Below are 22,430 nucleotides of genomic sequence, written 5' to 3' on the forward strand. Positions count from 1 at the left end.
AAATCAACCCTCTTTTCCTATTACTAACTTATAGCCAACACCGTGCAGATTGACTATTTGTATGCCTTGATCTAATTGTAACTTTTTTCGAAGTTTAGAAATGTAGGTGTCTAAACTTCGTCCTACGATTACCCCTTTGTCTTCCCAAACTTTTTTACTCAATTCTTCACGTGTAATAACTTCGTTAGGACGGTTGGCGAGCAGGGCTAACAGTTCACATTCCTTACTAGATAAAGCGACTTCTTGGGCTTGAAAATGCAACTTGTGTTGGTCCGGAAAAAAATGATACTTTCCTAGGGAAATAATATTGGTATTCGCAGGTTTGTCTTTCTTTTTTACCTCCCTTCGAATACTGATTAAGTAGAACAATAGGGCAAAAAAACTTCCAAGAAGTATAAGGAGCGCACTGGTAAAATAACGAATGGAATCGGCTTTATTGGGGAGTTCCGTAAAATGTAGATGGACAGTATAACAAGCGGATGGTAAAATTCGCCCTTGACAAGGAACGATATCTTCTTTAGTATCCTGATTCATGATAAAGCTGTGTGCAATGGCATCGGTGGTACAAGGAATTACCTCTACCCTATAGCTGTTGGGAAGCTTTGCCTTGTCCAGACTTTTTTGAAATTGACTGGCGAGTACTCCTGGGTCAATTTTTAAAGCCGATTGAAACTCCAATTGATAATGGTAAGGGCTACGTTGTAAAACAGGACGTACCAAAGAGGTACTATCAGCATTGTAAAGTAACAACTGATGCCCTATTTCTCGAAGGCTGGATTGTACCTTGCTACTAAAGTCATTTTGAGGGGGGCTAAAGTTTAAAAAAAGCACTCCTGAAAGTACTAAAAGTAAACAGCTACCGTATAAGAGGATGGTTTTCGTATTCATAATTTCGAACAAATAAATTACTTTTTCACCTTATTTTACAAGGCTTGACACTTCTTTTACACTTTTTTGACACTTCCCGAACGAGGGCCTAGTAGTTTTATCGAAAACATAAATATCATGAAAAAAATTTACATGTTTGGGCTCTTATTTTTTATGGGGCTTATCACTGCTTCAGCGCAAAAAAAACTACCAGTAAAAATCCATCAGAGTACGGTTCATTGGGAAGGGTATTACGTTTTCCATTTTGGTGGGCATCAGGGAACCATCAAATTGTTAGACGGCTATTTTTTAAAGTCGGATGATAAATTGACAGGTGGTGATTTTGTTATTGATATGAAATCCTTGAAAAGTACCGATTTGGAATCGGTAGATGGAAGAACCAACCTGGACAATCACCTCAAGGCAGCCGATTTTTTTGATGTGGAAAAACATCCGCTAGCGGTATTGTCAATTTTGCGCATCGATTATGAAAAAAAGACGAAAGTAAAGGTTTACGCAAACCTTACTATTAAAGGAATTATGAAACCTATTTACTTTTCTGCAGACTTGAACTACGAAAAGAAAACTTTTCGAGCAAAATTTAAAATTGACAGAAGAAAATGGAAGGTAAATTACACCAGTGCTTTTCGAGATGGTGCTATTTCCGATGCCATTGGTTTTGATGTTTTATTGCAAATTTGATAGTTAAAACTGAAGTTTTTGTATTATTGTCCTAAGAGTATGTCTTAGAACCAAAAGGTTTATTAGGCATACTCTTGTATGGAATGAAGAAAAATAACCTAATACCAAAATGCTATGCTAAAAAAGCTATTATCGAAGTTACAACTGTGGAAAGGATCAACAGATTTTATGAAAAAGGAAGGTTCAACTGTTCCGAATATCCCGCTGCTCCCTGGTGAAAAATCGATTGTGGAAATGCCCAAGATCGGAGATCACGGAGTATATACCGTGAAAGAAGTTTTTTTTAAAGTAGGCGATATTGTCAAACCTGGGCAAGTATTGATGACCGTCGAAAATCATGAACTTCATTTTGAATTTGAGAGTTTTTGCTATGGTAGAATAACCACGACACCTCCCCAAGGGAAAATTAAAGAAGGAACCGTTCTTTTTAATATCGAAGGGATAGAACCGACCGAGTAAATTCTCTTATTTTTCGTAACTTTAAGAAGCGTTAAATACCTTATTTTATTATGATTCGCCTACTAATTTTAGCCTTTTTATGCTGTGCTCTTGGTGTTCAGGGGCAGGATGCTAGTCAAGTAAATGAGCTCAATACCCAAGTGTGGTTTCCTTTTAAAAAGGCTTACGAAATGAGAGATTGGAAAGCTTTTAACGCCTTACATACCGATGATGTTCTTCGAATTAACGATTATGGTAGCCGTCGAGGTAAGGAATATAAAACAGCTATACAAACAAATTTTTCTAAGCCTACTACCCAAAGGAAAACCATAGATTTTAGTTTCGAAAAAAGATTGGTATTTAACAAAGTAGCTTACGAAATCGGTTTTTATCGCGTGCGTATTTTTGAAGGGAAACGACTTGTAAAAACCAGTTTTGGTAGGTTTCACGTGGTAGTAGTGAAGCGTGCTGGCCGTTGGCGTATACAACAAGATTGGGACAGTGATACACTGTTAGGAATGCCAGTAAATGAACAACAGTTTTTAGCTGCCACTCGCTTAGCGGAGCGCTAAGTCCATTGCCGTTTGTGCTACAGTTAGTAGCAGAAGTATAATTTTACCCCTCAGAGCCAAATTTTACTCGTACCTTTGTGAAAAATACCTACGTTGAGTAAGCAAACCATAGTAAATCATTATCAAGAATCTGCTAAGGTTGAGCAGATTGTACAGCAACTTCAACTCGATCAAAACCATTTTCAAATTACGAATTTGGCCGGATCGTCGTTGTCTTTTGTCATTTCAGAAAGTTTTAAAAAAGCAGGAAAACCTTACCTGCTTATTCTTAACGATAAAGAAGAAGCAGCCTATTATTTGAACGATTTAGAGCAACTACTCGGTGAACAGAATGTCCTGTTTTATCCGGGATCTTATCGCAGACCGTATCAGATAGAAGAAACGGACAATGCGAATGTACTCTTGCGTTCAGAGGTACTGAATAGAATCAATTCGAGAAAAAAACCTGCGGTCATAGTCACTTATCCAGCAGCTTTATTTGAAAAGGTGGTCACTAAAAAAGAACTCGAAAAAAGTACCTTGAAAGTGGGAATAGGAGAACAATTATCACTCGATTTTGTCAATGAAGTACTCTTTGAATACCATTTTAATCGCGTTGATTTTGTTACCGAGCCCGGTGAGTTTTCGGTTCGAGGGGGTATCATTGACGTTTTTTCATTTTCTAATGATGAACCCTATCGAATTGAGTTTTTTGGGGATGAAGTAGACAGTATCAGAACATTTGACGTAGAAACGCAGCTCTCCAAAGACAAGTTGAAGAAGGTGAGCATTATGCCCAACGTAGAAAACAAGAAATTACAAGAAACGCGCGAGAGTTTTTTACAATACATAGCTTCTAAAACCGTTGTTTTTGCTCGTAATATAGGAGCTGTAAAGGGGCAGTTAGATACGTTTTTTGAAAAGGCGGAGAATGCTTTTGAGAACTTGTCAAAAGAACTCAATCACGCAGCACCTCAGGCCTTGTTTTGCGATGGAAATCAGATCGCAGAAGAACTCAAAAACTTCACCCTAACTGAAATTACCTATCGCTCTGAGTTAAGAGCAGGACACTCGGAAGGCGATATCTTGTTTGCGATTCAACCCCAACCGTCTTTTAACAAGCAGTTTAATTTACTGATTGATGACCTCGTAAAAAACGATCAGAACGGCTATAAAAATTACATCTGCTGTGCCAACGAAAAACAAGCACAGCGTTTTAAAGATATTTTTGACGACGCAGAACAAGAAGTTCCTTATGAAACAGTCGTGTTTTCGTTGTATCAAGGGTTTATCGATACCGAAGAAAAACTAGTTTGTTATACCGATCATCAAATATTTGAGCGATATCACAAATTCCGTTTGAAAAACGGCTATGCAAAAAAGCAATCGATCACCTTGCAGGAGTTGACCAAATTAGAGGTTGGAGATTATGTAACACACATCGATCACGGAGTAGGAAAATTTGGTGGCCTTCAGAAAATTGATGTGGAGGGTAAAAAGCAAGAAGCCATTAAATTAGTCTATGGAGATCGCGATATCTTGTACGTGAGCATACACTCGTTACATAAAATTTCAAAATTTAATGGTCGTGACGGAAAAGCTCCGAAAATTTATAAACTAGGTTCAAATGCTTGGAAAAAAATCAAGCAAAAAACCAAAACTCGCGTCAAGGAAATTGCTTTTAACCTCATTCAATTATACGCAAAGCGAAAGCTGCAAAAAGGCTACTCTTTTGGTCCAGATACGCATATGCAACACGAATTGGAAGCGAGTTTCTTATACGAAGATACTCCCGACCAATACACTGCGACCCACGATGTGAAAACGGATATGGAAAAAGAACAACCCATGGATAGGTTGGTTTGTGGTGATGTAGGGTTTGGAAAAACAGAAGTAGCCATAAGAGCTGCCTTTAAAGCGGTAGATAACGGGAAACAAGTCGCTATTTTGGTACCGACGACCGTTTTGGCATTTCAGCATTTTAAAACCTTTTCTAAGCGATTAAAAGATTTTCCGGTGACTATTGATTACCTCAATAGATTTAGAACTGCAAAGCAGCGAAAAGGCGTATTAGAAGGAGTTGCTGATGGTAGTGTGGATATTGTTATCGGAACACATCAGTTGACCAATAAAAATGTAAAATTTAAAGATTTAGGCTTGCTCATTATTGACGAAGAGCAAAAGTTTGGAGTCGCGGCTAAAGACAAGCTCAAAACAATCAAAGAAAACGTTGATACCCTAACCTTGACGGCGACACCTATTCCGAGAACCCTGCAGTTTAGTTTGATGGCGGCTCGTGATTTATCGGTCATCAAAACCCCACCCCCCAACCGACACCCCATCGATACCAATGTGATTCGCTTTAGCGAAGAGACCATTCGCGATGCTGTTTCGTATGAAATTGCCAGAGGAGGTCAGGTGTTTTTTATACACAACAGAATAGAAAATATTAAAGAGGTGGCCGGACTGATACAGCGCTTGGTACCAGATGCGAAAGTAGGGATTGGTCACGGTCAAATGGAAGGGAAAAAACTCGAAGAATTGATGTTGAGTTTTATGAATAATGAATTCGATGTTTTGGTATCTACTACCATCATTGAATCAGGACTAGACGTACCGAATGCCAATACAATTTTTATCAATAATGCCAATAACTTCGGACTGTCAGACCTTCATCAGATGCGTGGACGTGTTGGGCGATCTAATAAAAAAGCCTTTTGTTATTTCATAACTCCCCCCTACCATCACATGACGGATGATGCTCGTAAGCGAATCCAAGCTTTGGAAATGTTTTCTGATTTAGGAAGTGGACTCAATATCGCTATGAAGGACTTGGAAATTCGCGGTGCTGGTGATTTGTTAGGAGGTGAACAGAGTGGATTTATCAACGATATCGGGTTTGATGCCTATCAGAAAATCCTACAAGAAGCCATTCAAGAACTCAAAGAAAACGAATTTAAAGAGCTGTATCCTACAAGTGCTAACGAACCCAAAGAGTTTGTCAAAGAAGTCCAGATCGATACGGATTTTGAAATTTTGTTCCCAGACGATTATATCAATGCAGTCAGTGAGCGCCTGGTATTGTACAACAAGCTTTCAGAAGTACAAGACGAGGCAGCGCTCAGCGTGTTTGAAAGTGAAATTGTGGATCGCTTTGGTCCTTATCCTACGCAAGTTGCAGACTTACTCGACAGCGTCCGAATAAAATGGTTGGCGAAATCATTGGGGCTGGAAAAGGTAGTGCTCAAGCAAAAGCGCTTGATTGGTTATTTTGTGGCTGATCAGCAAAGTGAGTTTTATCAAACCCCTGCATTTACTAAAATGCTTCAGTACGTACAGCGCAATGCTAAGAGCTGTGTGATGAAAGAAAAAGAAACCAAAAACGGGCTTCGTTTGCTCGTAACTTTTATTAAAATAGACTCGGTAAACAAGGCTTTTTCGACCTTGAGTGCTGTCGCTTCAAACCCTTCGTAATGCATATAGACACGGTATTACAACGCGGTTATTTTCACGCTAAACACTGTGAAGACGCTCTCGTTACTGAAAGCTTGGCAAATGACAGAAGACTCCTGGCCGTGATGGACGGATGTTCCATGGGAAAGGAGGCTGTTTTCGCGAGTTTGCTGATTGTCAAGCTTCTTCGGAAGATTGCAAAAGAAGAACGTTACAAGGATTTTGTACAGCCTTCCACTACAACACTCAAAGAGCAGCTTAAAACGGTCTTAAAAGAGCTGTTTTTAGGTTTAAATGATATGAAAAGGATGTTAGATTTGGACAAGTATGAGTTGTTGAGCACGTTGGTTATCGGAGTCGTGTGTGAAAAACAGCAGGAGGCAGAAGTATTGGTGGTCGGAGATGGAGTTGTTTGTGTCAATACCGACGTGTATGATTTTGAACAAGACAATGCCCCTGATTATTTAGGCTATCACCTCGATGAGCCTTTTGATACGTGGTACGCTGCTCAACAGCAACGAGTTTCTTGTAATCAGCTCGAGCAATTACTTCTCGCTACTGATGGTGTGCACGCCTTTAAAAATCTCAGGGAACCCGCGGACCAGGAAAACTCTGATACCGTAATAGCGGCGCTCTGTGCCACGGATCGGATGGAAGGAAGCTTTATAAAACTGGCTCGATTGGTAAACAACTTAGAAAAAGCAAATGCTTGGAAGGCTACTGATGACCTAGCAGTCATTCGCTGTGATTTTTAAAATTTTAAAAAAAGCACCTGTGTTTTGAACGTGTATTCGCGACTGTAAGTTAAATAACAACCTGAAGACTCCAGCCCGAGATTCTTGTGTGCTTTTTTGTGGCTCTTTGTTGACGACCTGGCAAAACGAGAAAAGCCCTAAAGAAGCCATTTATGCAATTAAAAGACCAGCTACAACAACTATTTTTGTAGTATGGTGAGTAGTCAATAACTTAGTAACTCTTAAAAGTGTATTCTGGCAATACAGGTAGGCTCTCTTATTTTACAGAGCGCTTATATCGTGTTTTAAGAGCATTTTGAATTCTGCTTATTAGGGTTCTTGGTTACCCGGTACTTTCAAGATTGAAAGTATCGTTTGATTCAAGAACTCTTTTACCGTTTCTTCTTGATATGTCCAGCTCAAGTAGGAAATGGGAATGACGGGAATTGCCATTCGGTGTAGAATACGATAGCGTTCCAAATTGAACGCAGCAGTGTAACTGCCGGGATAACCAATCAAATCTACAGCTAAGTACTTTCCTTCGCGTTCCAATAGCAAATCGATGGATAATCCTGCAATGTCATACCCCTCATAAATGTTGAGGTCATAGGTAGCCAGAAACTTTTGAACTAGCCCACTAAAAACATCTTCTGATGTGTGGGACGTTTTTGGTGTGCCCTTAACGGTCGTAAAGGAATCTAGATAAGCTCTTAGTAGCGAATGTTCGGGTAGTTCTTTCGCTGTAATGGAATGAAAGACATACTGATGGTTTTTAGCTCTCGTAATGGCTACATTGAATACATCTTCCTTGTTGAGGTAATGGATACTCCCGTGATGTGAATGCGGTGAAACTCCCATGGAAAGAAGCATAATGTCTCGTTCTTCTCCTTGAAAGTGATAGGGAGTTCCAAGCTTTATTTGGTGTTTTTTAAGAGTGTTTAACTCAAAAGTTTCCTTGATTGCCTTACTTAATGCATTCGTTTGCTGACGAAAAGGAGACAAAACCCCAATACTACTGGAGGCGTTTTTAGGGAGTTCTTTTTCTTTTGCAATCAGTTTTTTGAGTACGACTATAATCGCGTCTACCTCAGCGGTATTCACAGGTCCGGCAGATACCGAAGTAAGGAAGTGCAGTTCCGTTGCATTTTTCTGAAGTTTACTAGGCGTTTCAGTCATAATTCGCAGCGATTTTCCGTAGAACTGTTCGTTGCTAAACCTAATAATGTCGGGAAGGGATCGATAATGCTCGTCCAATAGTACGGTTTGAGAGCCTTTTTCAGTCCGTTCTAAACAGAAATCTAAGAGGCTTTTTCTTCTAAAATCAAAAGCTTGAGGCTCCCCTATTGAATACTGTGCTTGAAATTGTTGCATTTGAGTTTTCGACAGGAAGCTCAAATGACGTAGCTGATTGGTGTCGCCAGCAACGACGATTTTTTTTGCCCGCTGAAAAATAGGCAAGCACGAAGCCATGTCACATTGTGTGGCTTCATCGATGATAGCGATGTCAAATAGGTCCTTTTGAAGGGGTAAACACCGTGATATTTCATCGATTTTAACTAACCATATTGGTAAGAAATGGGTCAAAGGAAGGGCATCTAGGTTTTGTAATGCCCTATTTATTTCTGATTTTTCTTCTGTTTGTAATACATTTCGAATAATTCCAAGTTTTTTGAGTTCGGAATCTGCATAGGTATTGATACTGCTTATCAATTTGCGATATAGGGCTTCATTTGCCGCCTTTTCGTATTGTTCAAGTAAATTGAAATATTTAGTGATTAACGACCATTCCTCTTTTTCAAATTTGCGTAGTGTATTGATGTGTAGCTTTGATGAAACTCGTTTAAAATAAAACTCGGAAAGCAGGGCCTCTGCGCTGTCAATTTCTTTGGCAGTCTTTTTTTCGAATGCTTTTGCTACCGATGTCAATTCTTTTTGAAGTAGCTGCGCAGTATTGCTAGTATCTCTGGCTTTTTCTAGGTGGTCGTGATCGTAATACTTACCGCTGAAAATCCTGTTAATTTTGGCAATGAGGCTACGCTTGTAATAGTTTCCCCCAACTTTGATAGAGAAATTACCCAGTTTAGACTTCATCAGCTTGCCTGAAAGTACTTCCAGAGCTTGGGCTGTTTTGGTCGCTATCAATACAGTTTTTCCTTGGGTTATATAGTCCTGAGCAATTGCGTGAATGGTATAAGATTTCCCGGTTCCGGGGGGACCAAAGATGATAGACTTGTTGTAGCTGCTGGCATTTTTTACTACGCGTTCTTGGGCTTTATTGAGTAACAAAGGGATGTGGATAGACCGATTTAGAGCGCCTAGATGCTGTTTTTGATCACTAAAAAAAGCTTTAAGGCCCTCCGAATAATTATCATTCTCCTTTAGCTGTTCTAATTCGCGCACAATGGCATTGGTATTAACAACTTTGCTTATTACGCAGAAGCCAGCGGCCGGGTGCAAGGTGTACGTATCGAAGTTCGATGTATTCTTTGCGTAGTTTTTTAAGAAGGTTTGATTTTTTAATCGTGGAAAAACTAGTAAATCCTCATTAAAAGCAATATTGTGGACGTGTTTTTTTAGTACAGGTTTTAAGGCGCTAATAAACTCAAAATCGATATAGCGGTGCTGCGCTAACAATTGGTCGATGGCTATGTAGAAATCGTCAAAAGAAGAACGAAATTCCAAGGTTTTACAAAAGGCTATATTCAGGCATCTGGAGTCGTGATCTATCTTGATAAAGTGGTCGTCTTCTCTGTTTACTAATTGGGCTTTGTATAAAAATAGCGGTGCCTGTAGTACCTGGGTTCGCTTTCTAAAATCCTTTCTTTTTCCCGTACAAAATAACGTTGCATACCAGAGCTCCTTATCGTTGCTGTACAAGGTTAATGTTTGTTGTATGGATTTGGCAATACTGTCTTTTACAAATTGAAGAGGATATTGGTTATTGGTCAATTCCTCCACTGGTTTGACCAGTGATTGGTGTTCGTATTTCGCCGCAAAAAAGTTAAGCATACCGCTCTCATTATTGTCGGCTTGATAACATTTGTACAAATAGTTGAGATAATCTTTGATCATAGAAATTTATTGGAAAGGCTAACTTAAACAAATTTTAAAAAGTAGTTGATTTTTCATTTAAATTACGGAGTGATTGGTCAAATTAGATTCTACTTTCCTACATTTGGAATTCAAAATTACCACATGCAAAATCAACATATTAAACAACTTGCAGGTTTGTTACTAGCAACGCTGTTTATCAGTACTTCTGGAGTGTTAGGAAGGTATATTGCAATGCCTTCTGAGGTCATCGTATGGTTTAGGTCGGCCTTTGCTTTTCCGATCTTATTACTGTTTTGTAAAGTGAAAAAAATTGACCTTCGCATTCGTAAAAAAGCGCATTACGGCCCCTTTATTATCGGAGGAATCTTTATGGCAGCCCATTGGATTACTTATTTCTATGCACTCAAACTTTCTAACGTAGCAACGGGAATGCTGTCGTTGTATACCTTTCCAGTTATGATTGCCTTTTTAGAACCCGTTTTTTTGAAGGTGAAATTTAATCCGATTTATCTGGTTCTGGGCGGAATGGTGCTCACTGGGTTATATATTTTATCACCAGAGTTTAGTTTGGAAAGTACGCATGTTCAAGGTATTTTATTCGGCTTGCTATCTGCCTTGTGCTATTCCATTAGATTATTGATATTAAAGCAGTTTGTTACCCAGTATAACGGCGTTATGCTGATGCTCTATCAGACATTGATTATCGCAGTGTGCTTGGCCCCTACCCTGTTTTTTATGGACTGCTCTGGTTTTGTGAGTCAATGGCCGTATTTACTATTGTTGGCGTTGCTAACTACAGCCATCGGGCACAGTTTAATGGTCCATTCGCTTCAGTTTTTCTCTGCTGCCACAGCCAGCATTATCAGTAGCGTACAACCTATTTTCGGAATAGTACTCGCCTTGTTATTTCTAGATGAAGTACCAACGGTATACACCCTTTTAGGAGGAGGTTTGATTTTGGCAACCGTCGTTATTGAAAGTATTCGAAGTAACAATAAGTAGTTCCTGGTGTAAGTGTTTGAGAATTTAGTCGTCTAAGTAGCAAACTAAAAACTAACGCACTATGTTTTCATTAAAAAAGCCCTTCTTAGGAATTGCTATGCTTTTTTGTTGTCCTTTTTTTGTAAATGCTCAAACACCTGTTACCGGATTTTATCCGGAAAAGAACAGTTTTACCGTGGCTTTGAGCTATTCCAACAAGAGCTATGATCAATTTTACAGAGGCGAAACATTGACGGCTAGCAACCCGGCAAATTTGGGTGCTATTAATTCAACCATCCTCGGGATTTACGGTGAATACGGAATTAACAATTGGTTATCGGCAGTAGCAAGTGTTCCGTATATTTCAGTAGAAAGTGAAGCGGGAACACTCGATCCAGTTCACCAAAAAAGCAAACAGAGTGGAATTCAAGATTTATCGTTGTTTTTAAAAGCGCGATTGTTTGAACATCATTTTGAAGGAGGAAGTAAATTCTCTTTGGGAGTAGCTTCTGGAATTAGCTTTCCCCTCAGTAACTACGAAGGAAATGGGATTATTTCTATTGGGAATAAGGCAACGGCCTTTGACGGAATTGCGATTGCACAATTTACGACTCAAATAAACCTGTTTGCCGAAGTACAAACGGGAGTGAGTTTGCGAAGTAACAGCGATTTCAGCGTTCCAAATGCCTTATTACACAGTTTTAAACTCGGTTATTACAACTCGTGGATTTACGCACATGCAAAGCTCGGTATTCAAAATTCTACTTCGGGGTATGATATCGGATCAGCAGAATTTGGTGCCAATGGCGGTCCTACAGCCTTGTCGCAAACAGAAGTTGATTATACCAATTTGAGTTTTGATGTTTATGTACCAGTATACCAACAGCAATTCGGTATTTCAGCGGGGTATGGCCTGAATTTGGACGGTCGTAACTTCGGAAATGAGCGCGGCTTTTCAATTGGACTGGTCTACAAAAATTAACGATATAGCAACCGCCTTATGGGCGGTTTTTTTCTTATAAAACACTCATGTTTTCGTAATTCCTCTTGACAAACTCCAAGGCAGTTTCTAGAATTTCTCCCATATTACTACTCTTTTTGAAGGCAATATCTTTTGTAAAATCAAACACTTGCTGCTTGAGTAACTGAATGTTTTTATCGGTTGAAATGACATCGTTTTTCATACAGAAAATCAACTGTTGAATACGCTGTTCTGAACTCAGTATGCGTTTGGCTACTATGGAGCGCTCTTCGATGCGGTATTGGTTGATAGAGGCTTCGTGAAGTTTGTCGCCTACCAATGCTACCATCGGGTAATTTTCTTTAAAAAACTGTGGGTAGTAGACTTTAAATTTTCCTTCAAAACACTGTTGATCAAAATCAATAGCTCTGATCTTGTAAACGACGTGGTCAAAGTCGTGTGTCGGTACAATAACGTAGTTGTACGAACGCATATCCCCTAGCAGTCTGATCATACAACGCTCGTTGAACTTTACAAACTCTTTGGCGATCTGAGCTTTTTCCGATTCTCGGCATTTAGGCAGAAATTCTTTGATAAAGTCATCTCCAGGAATTCCTGCAATGTGCTCTTCGATAAGGGTGTCTTTATAAACCAAGAAATTTAAATTATACGGCGAGAGTATATGTTCTAATTCCAGACCGTAAATTCGAGAGGCGTCTGTTTTTTTGACGTAGAAATAGGTATAGTTATCATTGAGAATATTACGCACTTTTACTCGAAAGGGCTTGGAGTTCCCAAAGGTACAGTAGTCGATAGCATCGATGTTGAGGTATGGGATGGTTTCTTCATTACCGTTAGAATGCAAAATGGTGTATACCTTTTTTAAACTTAAATCGATTTCTTCTCGCTCAAATTCGGAATAGTACGTGCGTACCCAAAGGGTGTCTACATCGTTTTTATCGTAAACGACTATCGACCCTTGAAAGCGCAGCAAATCTTCGTAGAAAATTGGAATTTTGATATTCCTGCTGTGTTCGGTCAAATAGGCATGGAGCTCTTCAGTGACCGGAAAAGCTGGTTTTTTTTGAGACATCAATTTTTCTTCTGAAGACATAGTGCTACGGGTTTTTATCAAAAATAGCGATTTTTTTGAGGTTTTACCCCCGTTGATTTTGAATCCAGCATCATTTTTTAGTAACCGCCTGTTTTTTAATGTTGAACGTGTTCAAATAGCTTTCCTGGAAGAGAACGAACATGACCTTGAAGTTCTAGTTGAATTAAGAGTGAAGCCACCTCTTGAACGGGAAGTTCCGTGCTGATAGCTAGTGAATCCAAGTCAATTTTACCGCTGGTTTTCATCTGAACAATCAGTTTTTTTTCGTTAGGAGCAAGTTGTGTGGGAAGTGGAATTTGTTGGGGAGTATTCGCTTTGTTCCACATGAGTTCTCGAGCGATATCGTCAACGCAGGTAAGCATGCGTGCCTTTTGGTTTTTAATTAGCTGATTACAACCGCTGCTATAGAGGTCACAGGGACGACCTGGAACAGCAAATACTTCACGTTGGTAGCCATGGGCAAAATCAGCCGTTAGAAGTGCACCTCCTTTGGCGGCCGATTCGATAACCACGGTAGCCGCAGTGATCCCGGCAATAATGCGATTTCTCTTGATAAAGTGTTCTCTGCAAGGGAGTTCGTAGTGGAAGAATTCAGTGATAAAGCCACCGTTGTTGTTTATAGTTTCAACATATGGTTTGTGACTTTTGGGATATAAGGTTTCCATGCCGTGAGCTAAAATGGCAATTGTGGGTAGTTGTTGGCTAATGGCTGCTCGATGTGCGCAAATGTCAACCCCGTAAGCAAATCCGCTTACGATAATCGGTTGGAAGGGGGCCAGTGCTTCTATGAGTTGGTTGCAAAACTCCCGACCGCTAGCAGTACCTCTGCGCGTACCGACAATAGCGATGATTCGTTGGGTATTCCAAGCCAAATTGCCATCGGTAAAGAGGACGATAGGACCATCAGTACAGTGTTTGAGCAGTTTCGGATAGTCCGCGTCCAATAAAGTAAGAGTGCGATAGCGGTTTTTTGATAGGTAACGGAGCTCTTCGTCGGCTTTTCTTCGTGCTTCTGGTTGATAAAGTTCGTAAACTAACTGAGGTCCAATGCCTGGGATTTTTAATAAAGTCGCCTTCTTTTCCTTGAAAATTAGCTCTGGACTCCCTACGGCAGCAAGGAGTCTTCTCGCGGTTTTGGCCCCTATTTTCTTACAAGATTGTAAGCGGAGAAGCGCGTAAAGTGCAGTGTTTTTCATAGTCTAATAGTTTGGTTATCAAGGTACAAATAAACTGTTGATAAGTATTACACCACGAAGGACGTTCAACCGGTGAAAATTACTAGTTTTGTATCTATGAGATTAGCCAACTACATCAGTGATTTATTGTACAGATACGATTGTGTCATAGTTCCGAATTTCGGTGGATTTGTAACGAATAAAGTCAGTGCAGTCCTCGACGAGGAGACCTCGATGTTTCACCCGCCCAAAAAGCAGGTGACCTTCAATGCGTATTTACAGCACAATGATGGTTTGTTGGCAAATTACATCGCCTCTGCAGAGCGCATTTCTTTTGAAAAGGCTACCGAGCAAATCCACGAGCAAGTGGCGCTTTGGAAGACCGAAGTAAAAACGGGAACCGTTACCATCGGAAAAGTGGGAACTGTAACCCTTAATGACGCTGAGCAATTGGTTTTCGAACCGAATTTAGAAACCAATTTCTTACTGGAAGCTTATGGGTTGGCAGCTACACCAGGACAGCAAGTAGAACGCGAAGAAACACCAGTTATCCCAGTGAATACAGTAGAAGAATCACCTGTATCTACGAAGTCAAAACTCATTCCTTTGGTAAAGCGTGCAACAGTTGCCGCTGCTATCGTAGGAGTTGGAATTACAGGTTGGTACGCGTATACGCAACAAGAGCAAGCTGCTGCAGTAGCGGATCAAGAAGCAACGCTAAAAAAGAAAATTCAAACAGCGACGTTTATCAGTGAGGCTCCGCTTCCTTCTATAGATTTGGAGGTAAACAAAGAAGCGCTCAAAAACTTTCACGTAGTAGCTGGAGCTTTTCAATCGTTGAAAAATGCCGACAAAAAACTCGAGGAACTTCAAGAGATGGGCTACAATGCCAAAATTATCGGTGAAAACGAATGGGGATTAACCCAAGTTGTTTTTGGTAGTTATCAAACTCAAGAAGAGGCTCGCGAGGCATTAATGAGAATCAAAGCGACCATTACCAAAGATGCTTGGTTACTACACAAACAGTAAGTTTTTAGGCTAAAATATAGCCGTCCTTTCCTATCACATTGCGTATCTTTGCATCAAATTTGAAATATGAGAGCAAAAGCGCCGAAAGAATCTCTTACAACACTGACAGATTTAGTGTTGCCAGGAGAAACGAATTACTTAGACAACCTTTTTGGGGGTGAGTTGTTAGCACGTATGGACAGAGCGTGTAGTATTGCTGCGCGTCGTCATTCAAGACGAATCGTGGTTACGGCCTCTGTAAATCATGTCGCCTTTACAAAGTCGGTACCCGTGGGAAGCGTGGTAACCATAGAAGCGAAAGTTTCTAGAGCGTTTAAGTCGTCTATGGAGGTATATGTAGATGTGTGGATCGAAGATCGTCAGTCTGGTGAGAAAACCAAGGTAAATGAAGGGATCTATACCTTTGTAGCTGTGGATGAAACAGGGAAGCCCGTTCCGATTCCTCAAATCAAACCAGAAACAGAATTGGAAAAGCAGCGTTATGATGGAGCCTTACGAAGAAAGCAATTAAGCCTTGTTTTAGCGGGTAAAATGCTTCCAAAGGATGCTACAGAGCTCAAAGCCTTGTTTTTGGCTTAAACGAGCTAAATTTCCTCAATATCGCCATTTTCCGATAAGAGTATCGCTACAGATTTAGTCTTTTCAAACTGAGAAAAGATGATAATCATAATAACCGTTATGGGGACACTGAGTACCATACCAGTGATGCCCCATATTTTTCCCCAAACAGCAAGTGATAAAATCGTTACTAAAGGACTTAGATTTAACGATTTTCCAAAGAGTTTGGGCTCGATAATATTTCCTACGATTACCTGAATACAGCCTACTGCAATCAACACGATAAGGAAAGGGGTAACCTCTCCAAATTGCAGTAAAGAGAATACTGCAGGGAAAACCGTGGCAATGAGTGATCCGATAGTCGGGATATAATTCAACAAGAAAATTAAAAAGGCCCAAAAAGGAGCACTGTCAACTCCGGCAATCAACAAAACGATATAACTCAGTACCCCCGTTAGTAAACTCACGTAGGTTTTTAGGCGTAAGTAGTTTGAGATGGAAGCCTCTATTTTTCCGAGCATGTTTTGAACGCTTCCAGGATGGGTTTTATCATTGCCGAATAATTTTCCGATTTTTTTCTTGAAACTAGATTCTTCTAAAAAGATAAACAAAGCGTAAATAACGATCATAAACGTATCGCCTAACAAACTGCTGATGCCGTTGGCGATATCTCCTAAAACAGATCCGTAATCGAATTTTCCGACCAAGGCTTTCACCGAGTTCACCAGATCCATATGGAAGTAGCTATCTACTTTTTGAATGATCTGATCTACGTTTTTTTCATACGTTTGATACGAACTGGTCAAATTACCGATGCTGTTGGTGATAATTTCAGAAATAGCGCTAAAACTGAGGATGATAAACGTAAAAACTAGGATGTTGCTCAACCATCTAGGAATAAAGCGTTTGGCAAAGGGAATGCGATAAATTGTTTTGCGAATTTCTCGCGTGAGAAACCAGAATATCAAGGCAAATACAAATGGAATTAAGATCCCTTTTCCGATGACCAATATAGCCATAACGGCTATGATAACGATGATGATGTTTGCTGCGTTTTTCACGGGCTGTTAGTTTATTGAATCCACTCTGCTGGGTTCAGACGAACGGTGTTTTTAAATAATACAAATCCGAGTTTGGTTTTACCGGTAACTCTATCGGTAAAAACCTTCCCTAGTTTTTGCCCGGTTTTGACGGCCTCGCCTTTTTTGACATAAACGGACTCTAAATTGTTATACGCCGAGATGTAATTTCCGTGTTGTACCAAAACGGACTTCTTACCATCGGCATTTTTTTGAATGGCTAGTACCTTTCCTGTAAAGATACTTTTGGCCGCTGTATTGGCCTTGGTGGCAATGTGCAATCCGGTACTGTTGATCGTAATTCCAGAAAAGGTAGGATGCGGTTGAATACCGTACTTACGGGTAATAATACCTTTCACAGGCCAAGGCAAATTACCCTTGTTCTGTTCAAAATTAGCCAGCAATTTCTTTTCTGCAGCATTCAAAGTAAACTCTGCTGATTTTTTACTTTTCTTACTTCCTTTCGCCTTTTTCTTTTTGCGGTTAGAACGCGCGATGGCCTCGCGAATTAAACGATCGATACGCGCTTGGATTTTGCGCTCTGCAGCTTGTTTTTTTAGGAGTGAGTTTTTGTACTTACTCTCTTGCTTTTTGATAGTGGTAATCAGTTTCTCCTGATCTTTTCTATCGTTTTCTATTTCGTCTTTTTGTTCTTTTTCTTCGGTGATAAGACGCTCTTTGATGTTTTTTTGGCGCGATAGAGAGTCGTTTAGTTTTTTTATGGCTTCGGCACGGGCTAAAATAGCCTCTCCTTGCTTTTTTCTGAATTCGTTGTACTGTTGCATGTACTTCACGCGTTTGTATGCCTGATAAAAGCTCTGTGAAGACAACAAGAACATGGTTTTACTTTGCATGGATTTACTCTTGTGGGTTTTTACCACCATTTCTGAGTAGTCCTTTTTTAAATTGGCGAGGTCTTTTTCGTAACCTTCGAGTTTTGTGGTATTTTTAGCAATGGTATTTTCGAGTTCCGTAGATTCCATTTCAATAGTTTCTATCAAGCGCTCGCGGACACTGATTTTTTGATTTAAATCTTTCAGGTCCTCTAAGGCATTGCTCTTCTTCTTCTTGGTTTTGAACAAGAGTTCATTTACTTGCTTGATTTCTTTTTTCAGTTTGTTGCGCTTTTTTTCAAGCTCTCGTTGGCTTTGGGCTTGAGCGAGCACTGTAAAACACAGGGCACTAATAAAAACGAAAATATGGAGTGCTTTTTTCATCTACAACTGAATTTCTTTATAGCCTTTCGGAATGGAAAAATCTAGGTTTAATCGCGTGTTGAATTGGATAGAACGTACTGTCATATCGATGTTGGTCGATTTCTGGTTGGCCTTAGCTACGATGTTTATTTTGTTGGGGAACAAGGCCTTTTTCTTATCCAAGTACTTTGGGTATGAAACATCGAGGCGTTGATTGCCTATCGGATTTATCAACGATTGCTTATTGAGTTTGTAGTTAAACGGATTGATGTAAAAAAAGACATCGAACAATCGCGATTGTCTTTTAGGAGATAAACGATAGGAATTCTCTACGATATTTACCTGTTGACGCTTGCTTTTGACATCAAAAATAGCTTGACCTAGCAATAGGTTTTGCAATTGTTCAAAATTGATGTCAGTTCCTAATAGCTTTTTGAGCATGGCAAAATCACCGTCAAAATAGCTCTTGGTATAAGGCGAGTAGAAACGCACTTTTTCAGGTGTGATTTTCGCCTTGAAAATAGTGATGAGTTTGGTTCCCTTTAACCAAATAGCTTTGTCTTTCTCAATTTTCATACGTACAGAAAAACCCAATCGCTCTTTGTCATTTCGATAGTTGACTTTGAGTTTGGCATCGATGGTTTTTTCTTGAAAATAATGTGCAGCATGCTTTTTAGCTACCCTTCGGGCCGACATTTCCTTGATGGCATTAGCCTGGGTTTGGATGGCTTTTTTGCTGGAACAGGCCGCTGTTAATAGCGTTAAGAGTAGTATGTAGAGGTATTTTTTCATGAATTTCTTACATTCTGTATTTTAGAGAGCTATAATTTCTTTTTGTAAAAACTCGCTTTTTTAGCATTGCCCATACGTTGGTAATTCTTTACAAACTCCTTGTAGAAGTCTTTGAGCATGTTTGGATTATCGATAACAAAATCAATGCCGTTTTCTAGGCTTTCTAACGCGTTTTTATATTTTTTATTTCGGTAAAGGGCTTTGGCGTGCATCAAATACACAAAAGGTTGTGCTGGGTACAGGCTCAACCCTTTTTCGCTGTATGCGAGTAGTTTCGCGTCTTTAGCGCTGTCGAGTTTGGTTAAAAGGGGTTTTAATATTTTAAAGGAACTGTCCTTTTCGAAGGCCGCAACGAGATCACCTGATTCTTTCGAAGGCACAGCTGCTTGTCGCCTTTTTTTCTGGTAGGCCATCAGTTGATTGTGGATTCTTCTCAATCGAGGAGAAAGTAATTTGGCCGTTTTTAGCTCTTCCAAAATGAGCTTGGCATTGTTTAAATCGTTCTTTCGCAGGTACAAATACACGAGGTCCCCTTTCTTTTTAGGATAATTTGCGATGATTTTTTTTTGCAGACTAACGGCTTTGTCAAAGGCGTTGTGATTTCGGTACACCTTAACTAAGTGTTCTGCGATCCACAAATTTTTAGGGTCCAACGCTAAGGCCTGTTCTGCATAGTTTACGGCCGGGACATAGCGATTTAAGAAATGGTAATTCTTGGAGAGCTCGAAGAGTACCGCAATGTCATTAGGAACGAGTTCGTTACATTTTTCCAGGGCCGTAATTGCCTTTTGATAGTTTTGGATGGCCTTGTCTGTAATAGCACTAAAAAAGAGCTCTTGAAAGTCTAACTTTTTTTTGAGTAACTGCGCATCCACTTGTGGGATACTGTCCTGTGCTTGTGCTTTAAAAGTTACTCCACAGCCGAGCAAAGCAATCAGTATTAATTGCTTAATACGTCGCGTGCTTTGCTCGAATAATGGATTGAGCTTGTTATATGAGTTCCGTATAATCACCTATGCTTACTGAGGTAAAGTTTCCATTGTATTTAGCATGATTTCCAATCATGGCATTGTCTAACTTAGCATTGCTAATTTGCACGTTTTTTTGAATTAGTGAGTTTACGATCGTAGCATTTTCTATCGTACTCCCAGCTCCAATTGAAACGTGCGGTCCTATGGTACTGTCCTTTAAAATAACATTTTTTCCGATGTAACAAGGTTGAATGATCTTAGAATTCTCTAAAACGACGTCTTCTGAAACCAAATTCGCCCCTGCTTCCTCTTCAAAAATAAGAATTTGTTTGTTGGTGTCTACAGTCGGATCTTTTTTTCCACAATCCATCCAAGCATCGACTTTTCCAGGAATGAATTGAGCGCCTTGTTGCTTTAAAGATTCCAGTACATTGGTAATTTGGTATTCACCGTTTTCTTTTAAATCATTGTCGATTAAGTATTGAATTTCTTCGAGTAATTTATCACCATTTTTAAAGTAGTACACCCCGATGATGGCTAAGTCAGAAACGAAATCTTTAGGCTTTTCCACGAAATCAGTAATAATACCATCCTGCAGTTTTACCACTCCGAAAGCACTCGGGTCTGCTACTTGCTTCACCCAAATTGCCCCATCAGCATTGACGTCTAAAGTAAAGTCCGCTTTGAATAAAGTATCGGCATAAGCAACGATACAAGGACCGCTAAGCGATTCTTTTGCACAGTAAATAGCATGCGCTGTACCCAGGGCTTCCTCTTGTACATATACACTTCCTTTAGCACCTAATTCTTCCGCTATTGCTAGTAAATCTTGTTGGGTATTCGCTGGAAATCCCTTGGCTACAGGTCCGATGATGAATGCGATTTCTTCAATAGGATCTTGCAATACCGATGCGATGTTCTCTACGAGTCGTTGAACAATAGTTTTTCCCGCAATTACAGTCAATGGTTTAGGAACTGTAAGCGTATGTGGCCTCAATCGTGAACCGATTCCAGCCATAGGTACAATAATTTTCATGAATTCATTTTTTAACGGTGCAATATACCATTAATATACCTTTTGTAAAAACATTAGATGCCCTTAGGAATGGCATCAATGAGTGCTTGCGTATACGTACTTTTAGGAGCTCGATACACTTGGTCCGCATCGTCGATTTCTTCTAGTTTTCCTCCATTCATTACAAGTAGTTGATCAGACATGTATTTGACAACAGACAAATCGTGTGAAATAAAAATATAGCTGAATTTGTATTCGGCTTTTAATTCGTTTAACAGGTTTAGTACCTGCGCCTGTACCGAAACGTCCAATGCTGAAACAGATTCATCACAAATAATGAGTTTGGGTTGCAAAGCTATGGTTCGGGCAATGCCGATGCGCTGACGTTGCCCTCCGGAAAATTCGTGTGGGTACCGGTCAAAATGCTCTTTTTGCAAGCCCACTTTTTCCAGTAATTCAAGTACGTATGCTGTGCGTTCTGTTTTATTCTTGAGTATTTTGTGAACTTTCATGGGTTCCAAGATGGCCTGACCAACAGGAATTCTTGGATTGAGCGACGAAAAAGGATCTTGAAATATGATTTGGATTTCTTTCCGTAGTGCTTTTAATTCTCCTTTCTTCAGGGAGGTAATCGATTTTCCGCGGTAATAGATTTCACCCTGGTCAATAGTTTCTAACTGTAAAATACTCCTACCTAAAGTCGATTTTCCACAGCCGCTCTCCCCTACTAAGCCCAGAGTTTCGCCTTCGTAGAGTTTAAACGATACGTCATTTACAGCAGTAACAACTTTTTCAGGAGTTAAAAATCCTCCTCCTGATTTGTAGTGTTTGGTGATGCCTTCAACACGGAGAAGAGGAGGTTGTTCGTATAGCTTATTGTGAAATTTCTCACGCTCCTCATCCGTATATAATGCTGTGTGTACAGTCCCAGCCATATAATCTTGGACTGTCGGAAGCTTTTTCAAGCGAAAACGCGAATTAGGACGAGAGTTGATTAGCGCCTTAGTGTAGTTTTCTTTAGGGTTTAAAAACACTTCGGCTGCTGTCCCCTGCTCTACAATGGTTCCTTTATGCATTACTATGACATGGTCTGCGATTTCTGAAACCAAAGCTAAATCATGTGAAATGAATACAATACTCATTCCTGATGTTTCTTGCAGTTCTTTTAAAAGGAGTACTATTTCTTTTTGTACGGTTACATCCAGTGCCGTGGTAGGCTCATCAGCGATCAGTACATCGGGTTTACACGCAATTGCCATGGCGATCATTACGCGCTGCTTTTGCCCTCCACTAATTTCATGTGGGTAACTGTGGTACAATTGGGCTGCCCTCGGAAGTTTAACTTGCTCAAACAACTCGATAACCTTTGACTTGATAGCGGCGGAATTTACCTTGCCGTGTTTTTTGAGAATCTCTGCAACTTGATGTCCACAGGTTAAGGTTGGATTCAGTGAGCTCATGGGTTCTTGGAATATCATCGCAATGCGATTTCCGCGAAGTTTTTGAATTTCTGCCTCGTGTAAAGTGGTCAAATCGATACCGTCAAACACGATGCTCCCTCCTATAGTTGCTGTTTTTGGTAGTAATCCCATGATAGCTAGCGAACTAACGGATTTTCCACTTCCGCTTTCTCCAACGATACCTAAAATTGTATTCCTTGGTAATGAGTAATTTATGTTTTTTATAATTTTTTTAGTGCCTTTAAATTGCACTGAAACATTCGATAACGCTAGCATTTACGGGACTTTTGTGTAAATGTA

The 22,430-nt window shown here is 39.9% G+C and carries 19 protein-coding genes; 9 read left to right on the forward strand and 10 right to left on the reverse strand.

Annotation, left to right across the window (positions count from 1 at the left end):
• Nucleotides 1–3 precede the first annotated feature (3 nt).
• Nucleotides 4–888, reverse strand: a complete 885-nt coding sequence (locus tag ACKTS5_RS00085; protein ID WP_408041781.1) for a winged helix-turn-helix domain-containing protein — start codon at nt 886–888, stop codon at nt 4–6.
• Nucleotides 889–1,005: 117 nt separating this feature from the next.
• On the opposite strand from ACKTS5_RS00085, the gene ACKTS5_RS00090 reads away from it, so the two are divergent.
• The 5 genes from ACKTS5_RS00090 to ACKTS5_RS00110 all read left to right on the forward strand — a co-directional run bounded on the left by ACKTS5_RS00090 (nt 1,006) and on the right by ACKTS5_RS00110 (nt 6,766).
• Nucleotides 1,006–1,569: a YceI family protein gene (locus ACKTS5_RS00090; protein ID WP_408041782.1), complete on the forward strand. Its 564-nt coding sequence runs from the start codon at nt 1,006–1,008 to the stop codon at nt 1,567–1,569.
• Between the two features lie 114 nt (nt 1,570–1,683).
• Nucleotides 1,684–2,028, forward strand: coding sequence for a biotin/lipoyl-containing protein (locus ACKTS5_RS00095; protein ID WP_408041783.1), 345 nt, complete (start codon nt 1,684–1,686; stop codon nt 2,026–2,028).
• A gap of 50 nt (nt 2,029–2,078) precedes the next feature.
• Nucleotides 2,079–2,579 carry a nuclear transport factor 2 family protein gene (locus tag ACKTS5_RS00100; protein ID WP_408041784.1) on the forward strand — a complete coding sequence of 167 codons (501 nt, stop codon included), beginning with the start codon at nt 2,079–2,081 and terminating at the stop codon, nt 2,577–2,579.
• A 93-nt stretch (nt 2,580–2,672) separates the two neighbouring features.
• A complete protein-coding gene (gene mfd, locus ACKTS5_RS00105; RefSeq protein WP_408041785.1) occupies nt 2,673–6,032 on the forward strand; it encodes a transcription-repair coupling factor in 3,360 nt (1,119 codons plus the stop codon).
• Complete coding sequence (locus ACKTS5_RS00110; RefSeq protein ID WP_408041786.1) at nt 6,032–6,766, forward strand: protein phosphatase 2C domain-containing protein; 735 nt, start codon at nt 6,032–6,034, stop codon at nt 6,764–6,766. The genes mfd and ACKTS5_RS00110 overlap by 1 nt, the downstream gene beginning before the upstream one ends.
• Nucleotides 6,767–7,075: 309 nt before the next feature.
• Here ACKTS5_RS00110 and ACKTS5_RS00115 read toward each other — a convergent pair whose 3' ends face one another.
• A complete protein-coding gene (locus ACKTS5_RS00115) occupies nt 7,076–9,817 on the reverse strand; it encodes a DEAD/DEAH box helicase (protein WP_408041787.1) in 2,742 nt (913 codons plus the stop codon).
• 123 nt (nt 9,818–9,940) lie between these two features.
• Between ACKTS5_RS00115 and ACKTS5_RS00120 the strand changes: the two genes are divergently transcribed.
• Nucleotides 9,941–10,801, forward strand: coding sequence for a DMT family transporter (locus ACKTS5_RS00120; protein WP_408041788.1), 861 nt, complete (start codon nt 9,941–9,943; stop codon nt 10,799–10,801).
• Nucleotides 10,802–10,862: 61 nt separating this feature from the next.
• Nucleotides 10,863–11,762, forward strand: a complete 900-nt coding sequence (locus ACKTS5_RS00125; RefSeq protein ID WP_408041789.1) for a transporter — start codon at nt 10,863–10,865, stop codon at nt 11,760–11,762.
• Between the two features lie 34 nt (nt 11,763–11,796).
• On the opposite strand, the gene ACKTS5_RS00130 is transcribed toward ACKTS5_RS00125, so the two are convergent.
• Nucleotides 11,797–12,855, reverse strand: a complete 1,059-nt coding sequence (locus ACKTS5_RS00130; protein WP_408041790.1) for a hypothetical protein — start codon at nt 12,853–12,855, stop codon at nt 11,797–11,799.
• A 95-nt stretch (nt 12,856–12,950) separates the two neighbouring features.
• Entirely contained in the window at nt 12,951–14,051 is a 1,101-nt protein-coding gene (gene dprA / locus ACKTS5_RS00135) for a DNA-processing protein DprA (RefSeq protein WP_408041791.1), read from the reverse strand.
• A 96-nt stretch (nt 14,052–14,147) separates the two neighbouring features.
• On the opposite strand from dprA, the gene ACKTS5_RS00140 reads away from it, so the two are divergent.
• Together ACKTS5_RS00140 and ACKTS5_RS00145 are read left to right on the forward strand one after the other, a co-directional pair.
• Nucleotides 14,148–15,059 (forward strand): HU domain-containing protein, encoded by a 912-nt coding sequence (locus ACKTS5_RS00140; protein ID WP_408041792.1) that lies wholly within the window; start codon nt 14,148–14,150, stop codon nt 15,057–15,059.
• A gap of 66 nt (nt 15,060–15,125) precedes the next feature.
• Nucleotides 15,126–15,638, forward strand: a complete 513-nt coding sequence (locus tag ACKTS5_RS00145) for an acyl-CoA thioesterase (RefSeq protein WP_408041793.1) — start codon at nt 15,126–15,128, stop codon at nt 15,636–15,638.
• A 5-nt stretch (nt 15,639–15,643) separates the two neighbouring features.
• Here the strand turns inward: ACKTS5_RS00145 and ACKTS5_RS00150 are convergent, their stop codons facing one another.
• Genes ACKTS5_RS00150 through ACKTS5_RS00175 form a run of 6 tightly spaced genes read right to left on the reverse strand, consistent with a single transcriptional unit; the run spans nt 15,644 to nt 22,406 of the window.
• Entirely contained in the window at nt 15,644–16,678 is a 1,035-nt protein-coding gene (locus ACKTS5_RS00150) for an AI-2E family transporter (protein ID WP_408041794.1), read from the reverse strand.
• A gap of 11 nt (nt 16,679–16,689) precedes the next feature.
• Nucleotides 16,690–17,913, reverse strand: a complete 1,224-nt coding sequence (locus ACKTS5_RS00155) for a murein hydrolase activator EnvC family protein (RefSeq protein ID WP_408041795.1) — start codon at nt 17,911–17,913, stop codon at nt 16,690–16,692.
• Nucleotides 17,914–18,684, reverse strand: a complete 771-nt coding sequence (locus ACKTS5_RS00160) for a DUF4292 domain-containing protein (RefSeq protein ID WP_408041796.1) — start codon at nt 18,682–18,684, stop codon at nt 17,914–17,916.
• Between the two features lie 29 nt (nt 18,685–18,713).
• Nucleotides 18,714–19,697, reverse strand: a complete 984-nt coding sequence (locus ACKTS5_RS00165; protein ID WP_408041797.1) for a tetratricopeptide repeat protein — start codon at nt 19,695–19,697, stop codon at nt 18,714–18,716.
• Nucleotides 19,675–20,691 (reverse strand): sugar phosphate nucleotidyltransferase, encoded by a 1,017-nt coding sequence (locus tag ACKTS5_RS00170; protein WP_408041798.1) that lies wholly within the window; start codon nt 20,689–20,691, stop codon nt 19,675–19,677. Before ACKTS5_RS00170 ends, ACKTS5_RS00165 begins: the two co-directional genes overlap by 23 nt.
• Nucleotides 20,692–20,744: 53 nt before the next feature.
• Entirely contained in the window at nt 20,745–22,406 is a 1,662-nt protein-coding gene (locus ACKTS5_RS00175) for an ABC transporter ATP-binding protein (RefSeq protein ID WP_408041799.1), read from the reverse strand.
• Between the last annotated feature and the right edge of the window lie 24 nt (nt 22,407–22,430).

Source organism: Tenacibaculum litopenaei, assembly GCF_964514025.1.
In the GTDB taxonomy this organism is placed as follows: Bacteria; Bacteroidota; Bacteroidia; order Flavobacteriales; family Flavobacteriaceae; genus Polaribacter; species Polaribacter litopenaei.

What these genes read in the sequence shown, in the direction of transcription:
- ACKTS5_RS00155 (WP_408041795.1), bottom strand. Translation starts at nt 17,913, where the DNA reads ATGAAAAAAGCACTCCATATTTTCGTTTTTATTAGTGCCCTGTGTTTT.
- ACKTS5_RS00085 (WP_408041781.1), bottom strand. Translation starts at nt 888, where the DNA reads ATGAATACGAAAACCATCCTCTTATACGGTAGCTGTTTACTTTTAGTA.
- ACKTS5_RS00115 (WP_408041787.1), bottom strand. Translation starts at nt 9,817, where the DNA reads ATGATCAAAGATTATCTCAACTATTTGTACAAATGTTATCAAGCCGAC.
- ACKTS5_RS00090 (WP_408041782.1), top strand. Translation starts at nt 1,006, where the DNA reads ATGAAAAAAATTTACATGTTTGGGCTCTTATTTTTTATGGGGCTTATC.
- ACKTS5_RS00170 (WP_408041798.1), bottom strand. Translation starts at nt 20,691, where the DNA reads ATGAAAATTATTGTACCTATGGCTGGAATCGGTTCACGATTGAGGCCA.
- ACKTS5_RS00125 (WP_408041789.1), top strand. Translation starts at nt 10,863, where the DNA reads ATGTTTTCATTAAAAAAGCCCTTCTTAGGAATTGCTATGCTTTTTTGT.
- ACKTS5_RS00175 (WP_408041799.1), bottom strand. Translation starts at nt 22,406, where the DNA reads ATGCTAGCGTTATCGAATGTTTCAGTGCAATTTAAAGGCACTAAAAAA.
- ACKTS5_RS00110 (WP_408041786.1), top strand. Translation starts at nt 6,032, where the DNA reads ATGCATATAGACACGGTATTACAACGCGGTTATTTTCACGCTAAACAC.
- ACKTS5_RS00145 (WP_408041793.1), top strand. Translation starts at nt 15,126, where the DNA reads ATGAGAGCAAAAGCGCCGAAAGAATCTCTTACAACACTGACAGATTTA.
- ACKTS5_RS00100 (WP_408041784.1), top strand. Translation starts at nt 2,079, where the DNA reads ATGATTCGCCTACTAATTTTAGCCTTTTTATGCTGTGCTCTTGGTGTT.
- ACKTS5_RS00130 (WP_408041790.1), bottom strand. Translation starts at nt 12,855, where the DNA reads ATGTCTTCAGAAGAAAAATTGATGTCTCAAAAAAAACCAGCTTTTCCG.
- ACKTS5_RS00140 (WP_408041792.1), top strand. Translation starts at nt 14,148, where the DNA reads ATGAGATTAGCCAACTACATCAGTGATTTATTGTACAGATACGATTGT.
- ACKTS5_RS00160 (WP_408041796.1), bottom strand. Translation starts at nt 18,684, where the DNA reads ATGAAAAAATACCTCTACATACTACTCTTAACGCTATTAACAGCGGCC.
- dprA (WP_408041791.1), bottom strand. Translation starts at nt 14,051, where the DNA reads ATGAAAAACACTGCACTTTACGCGCTTCTCCGCTTACAATCTTGTAAG.
- ACKTS5_RS00120 (WP_408041788.1), top strand. Translation starts at nt 9,941, where the DNA reads ATGCAAAATCAACATATTAAACAACTTGCAGGTTTGTTACTAGCAACG.
- ACKTS5_RS00095 (WP_408041783.1), top strand. Translation starts at nt 1,684, where the DNA reads ATGCTAAAAAAGCTATTATCGAAGTTACAACTGTGGAAAGGATCAACA.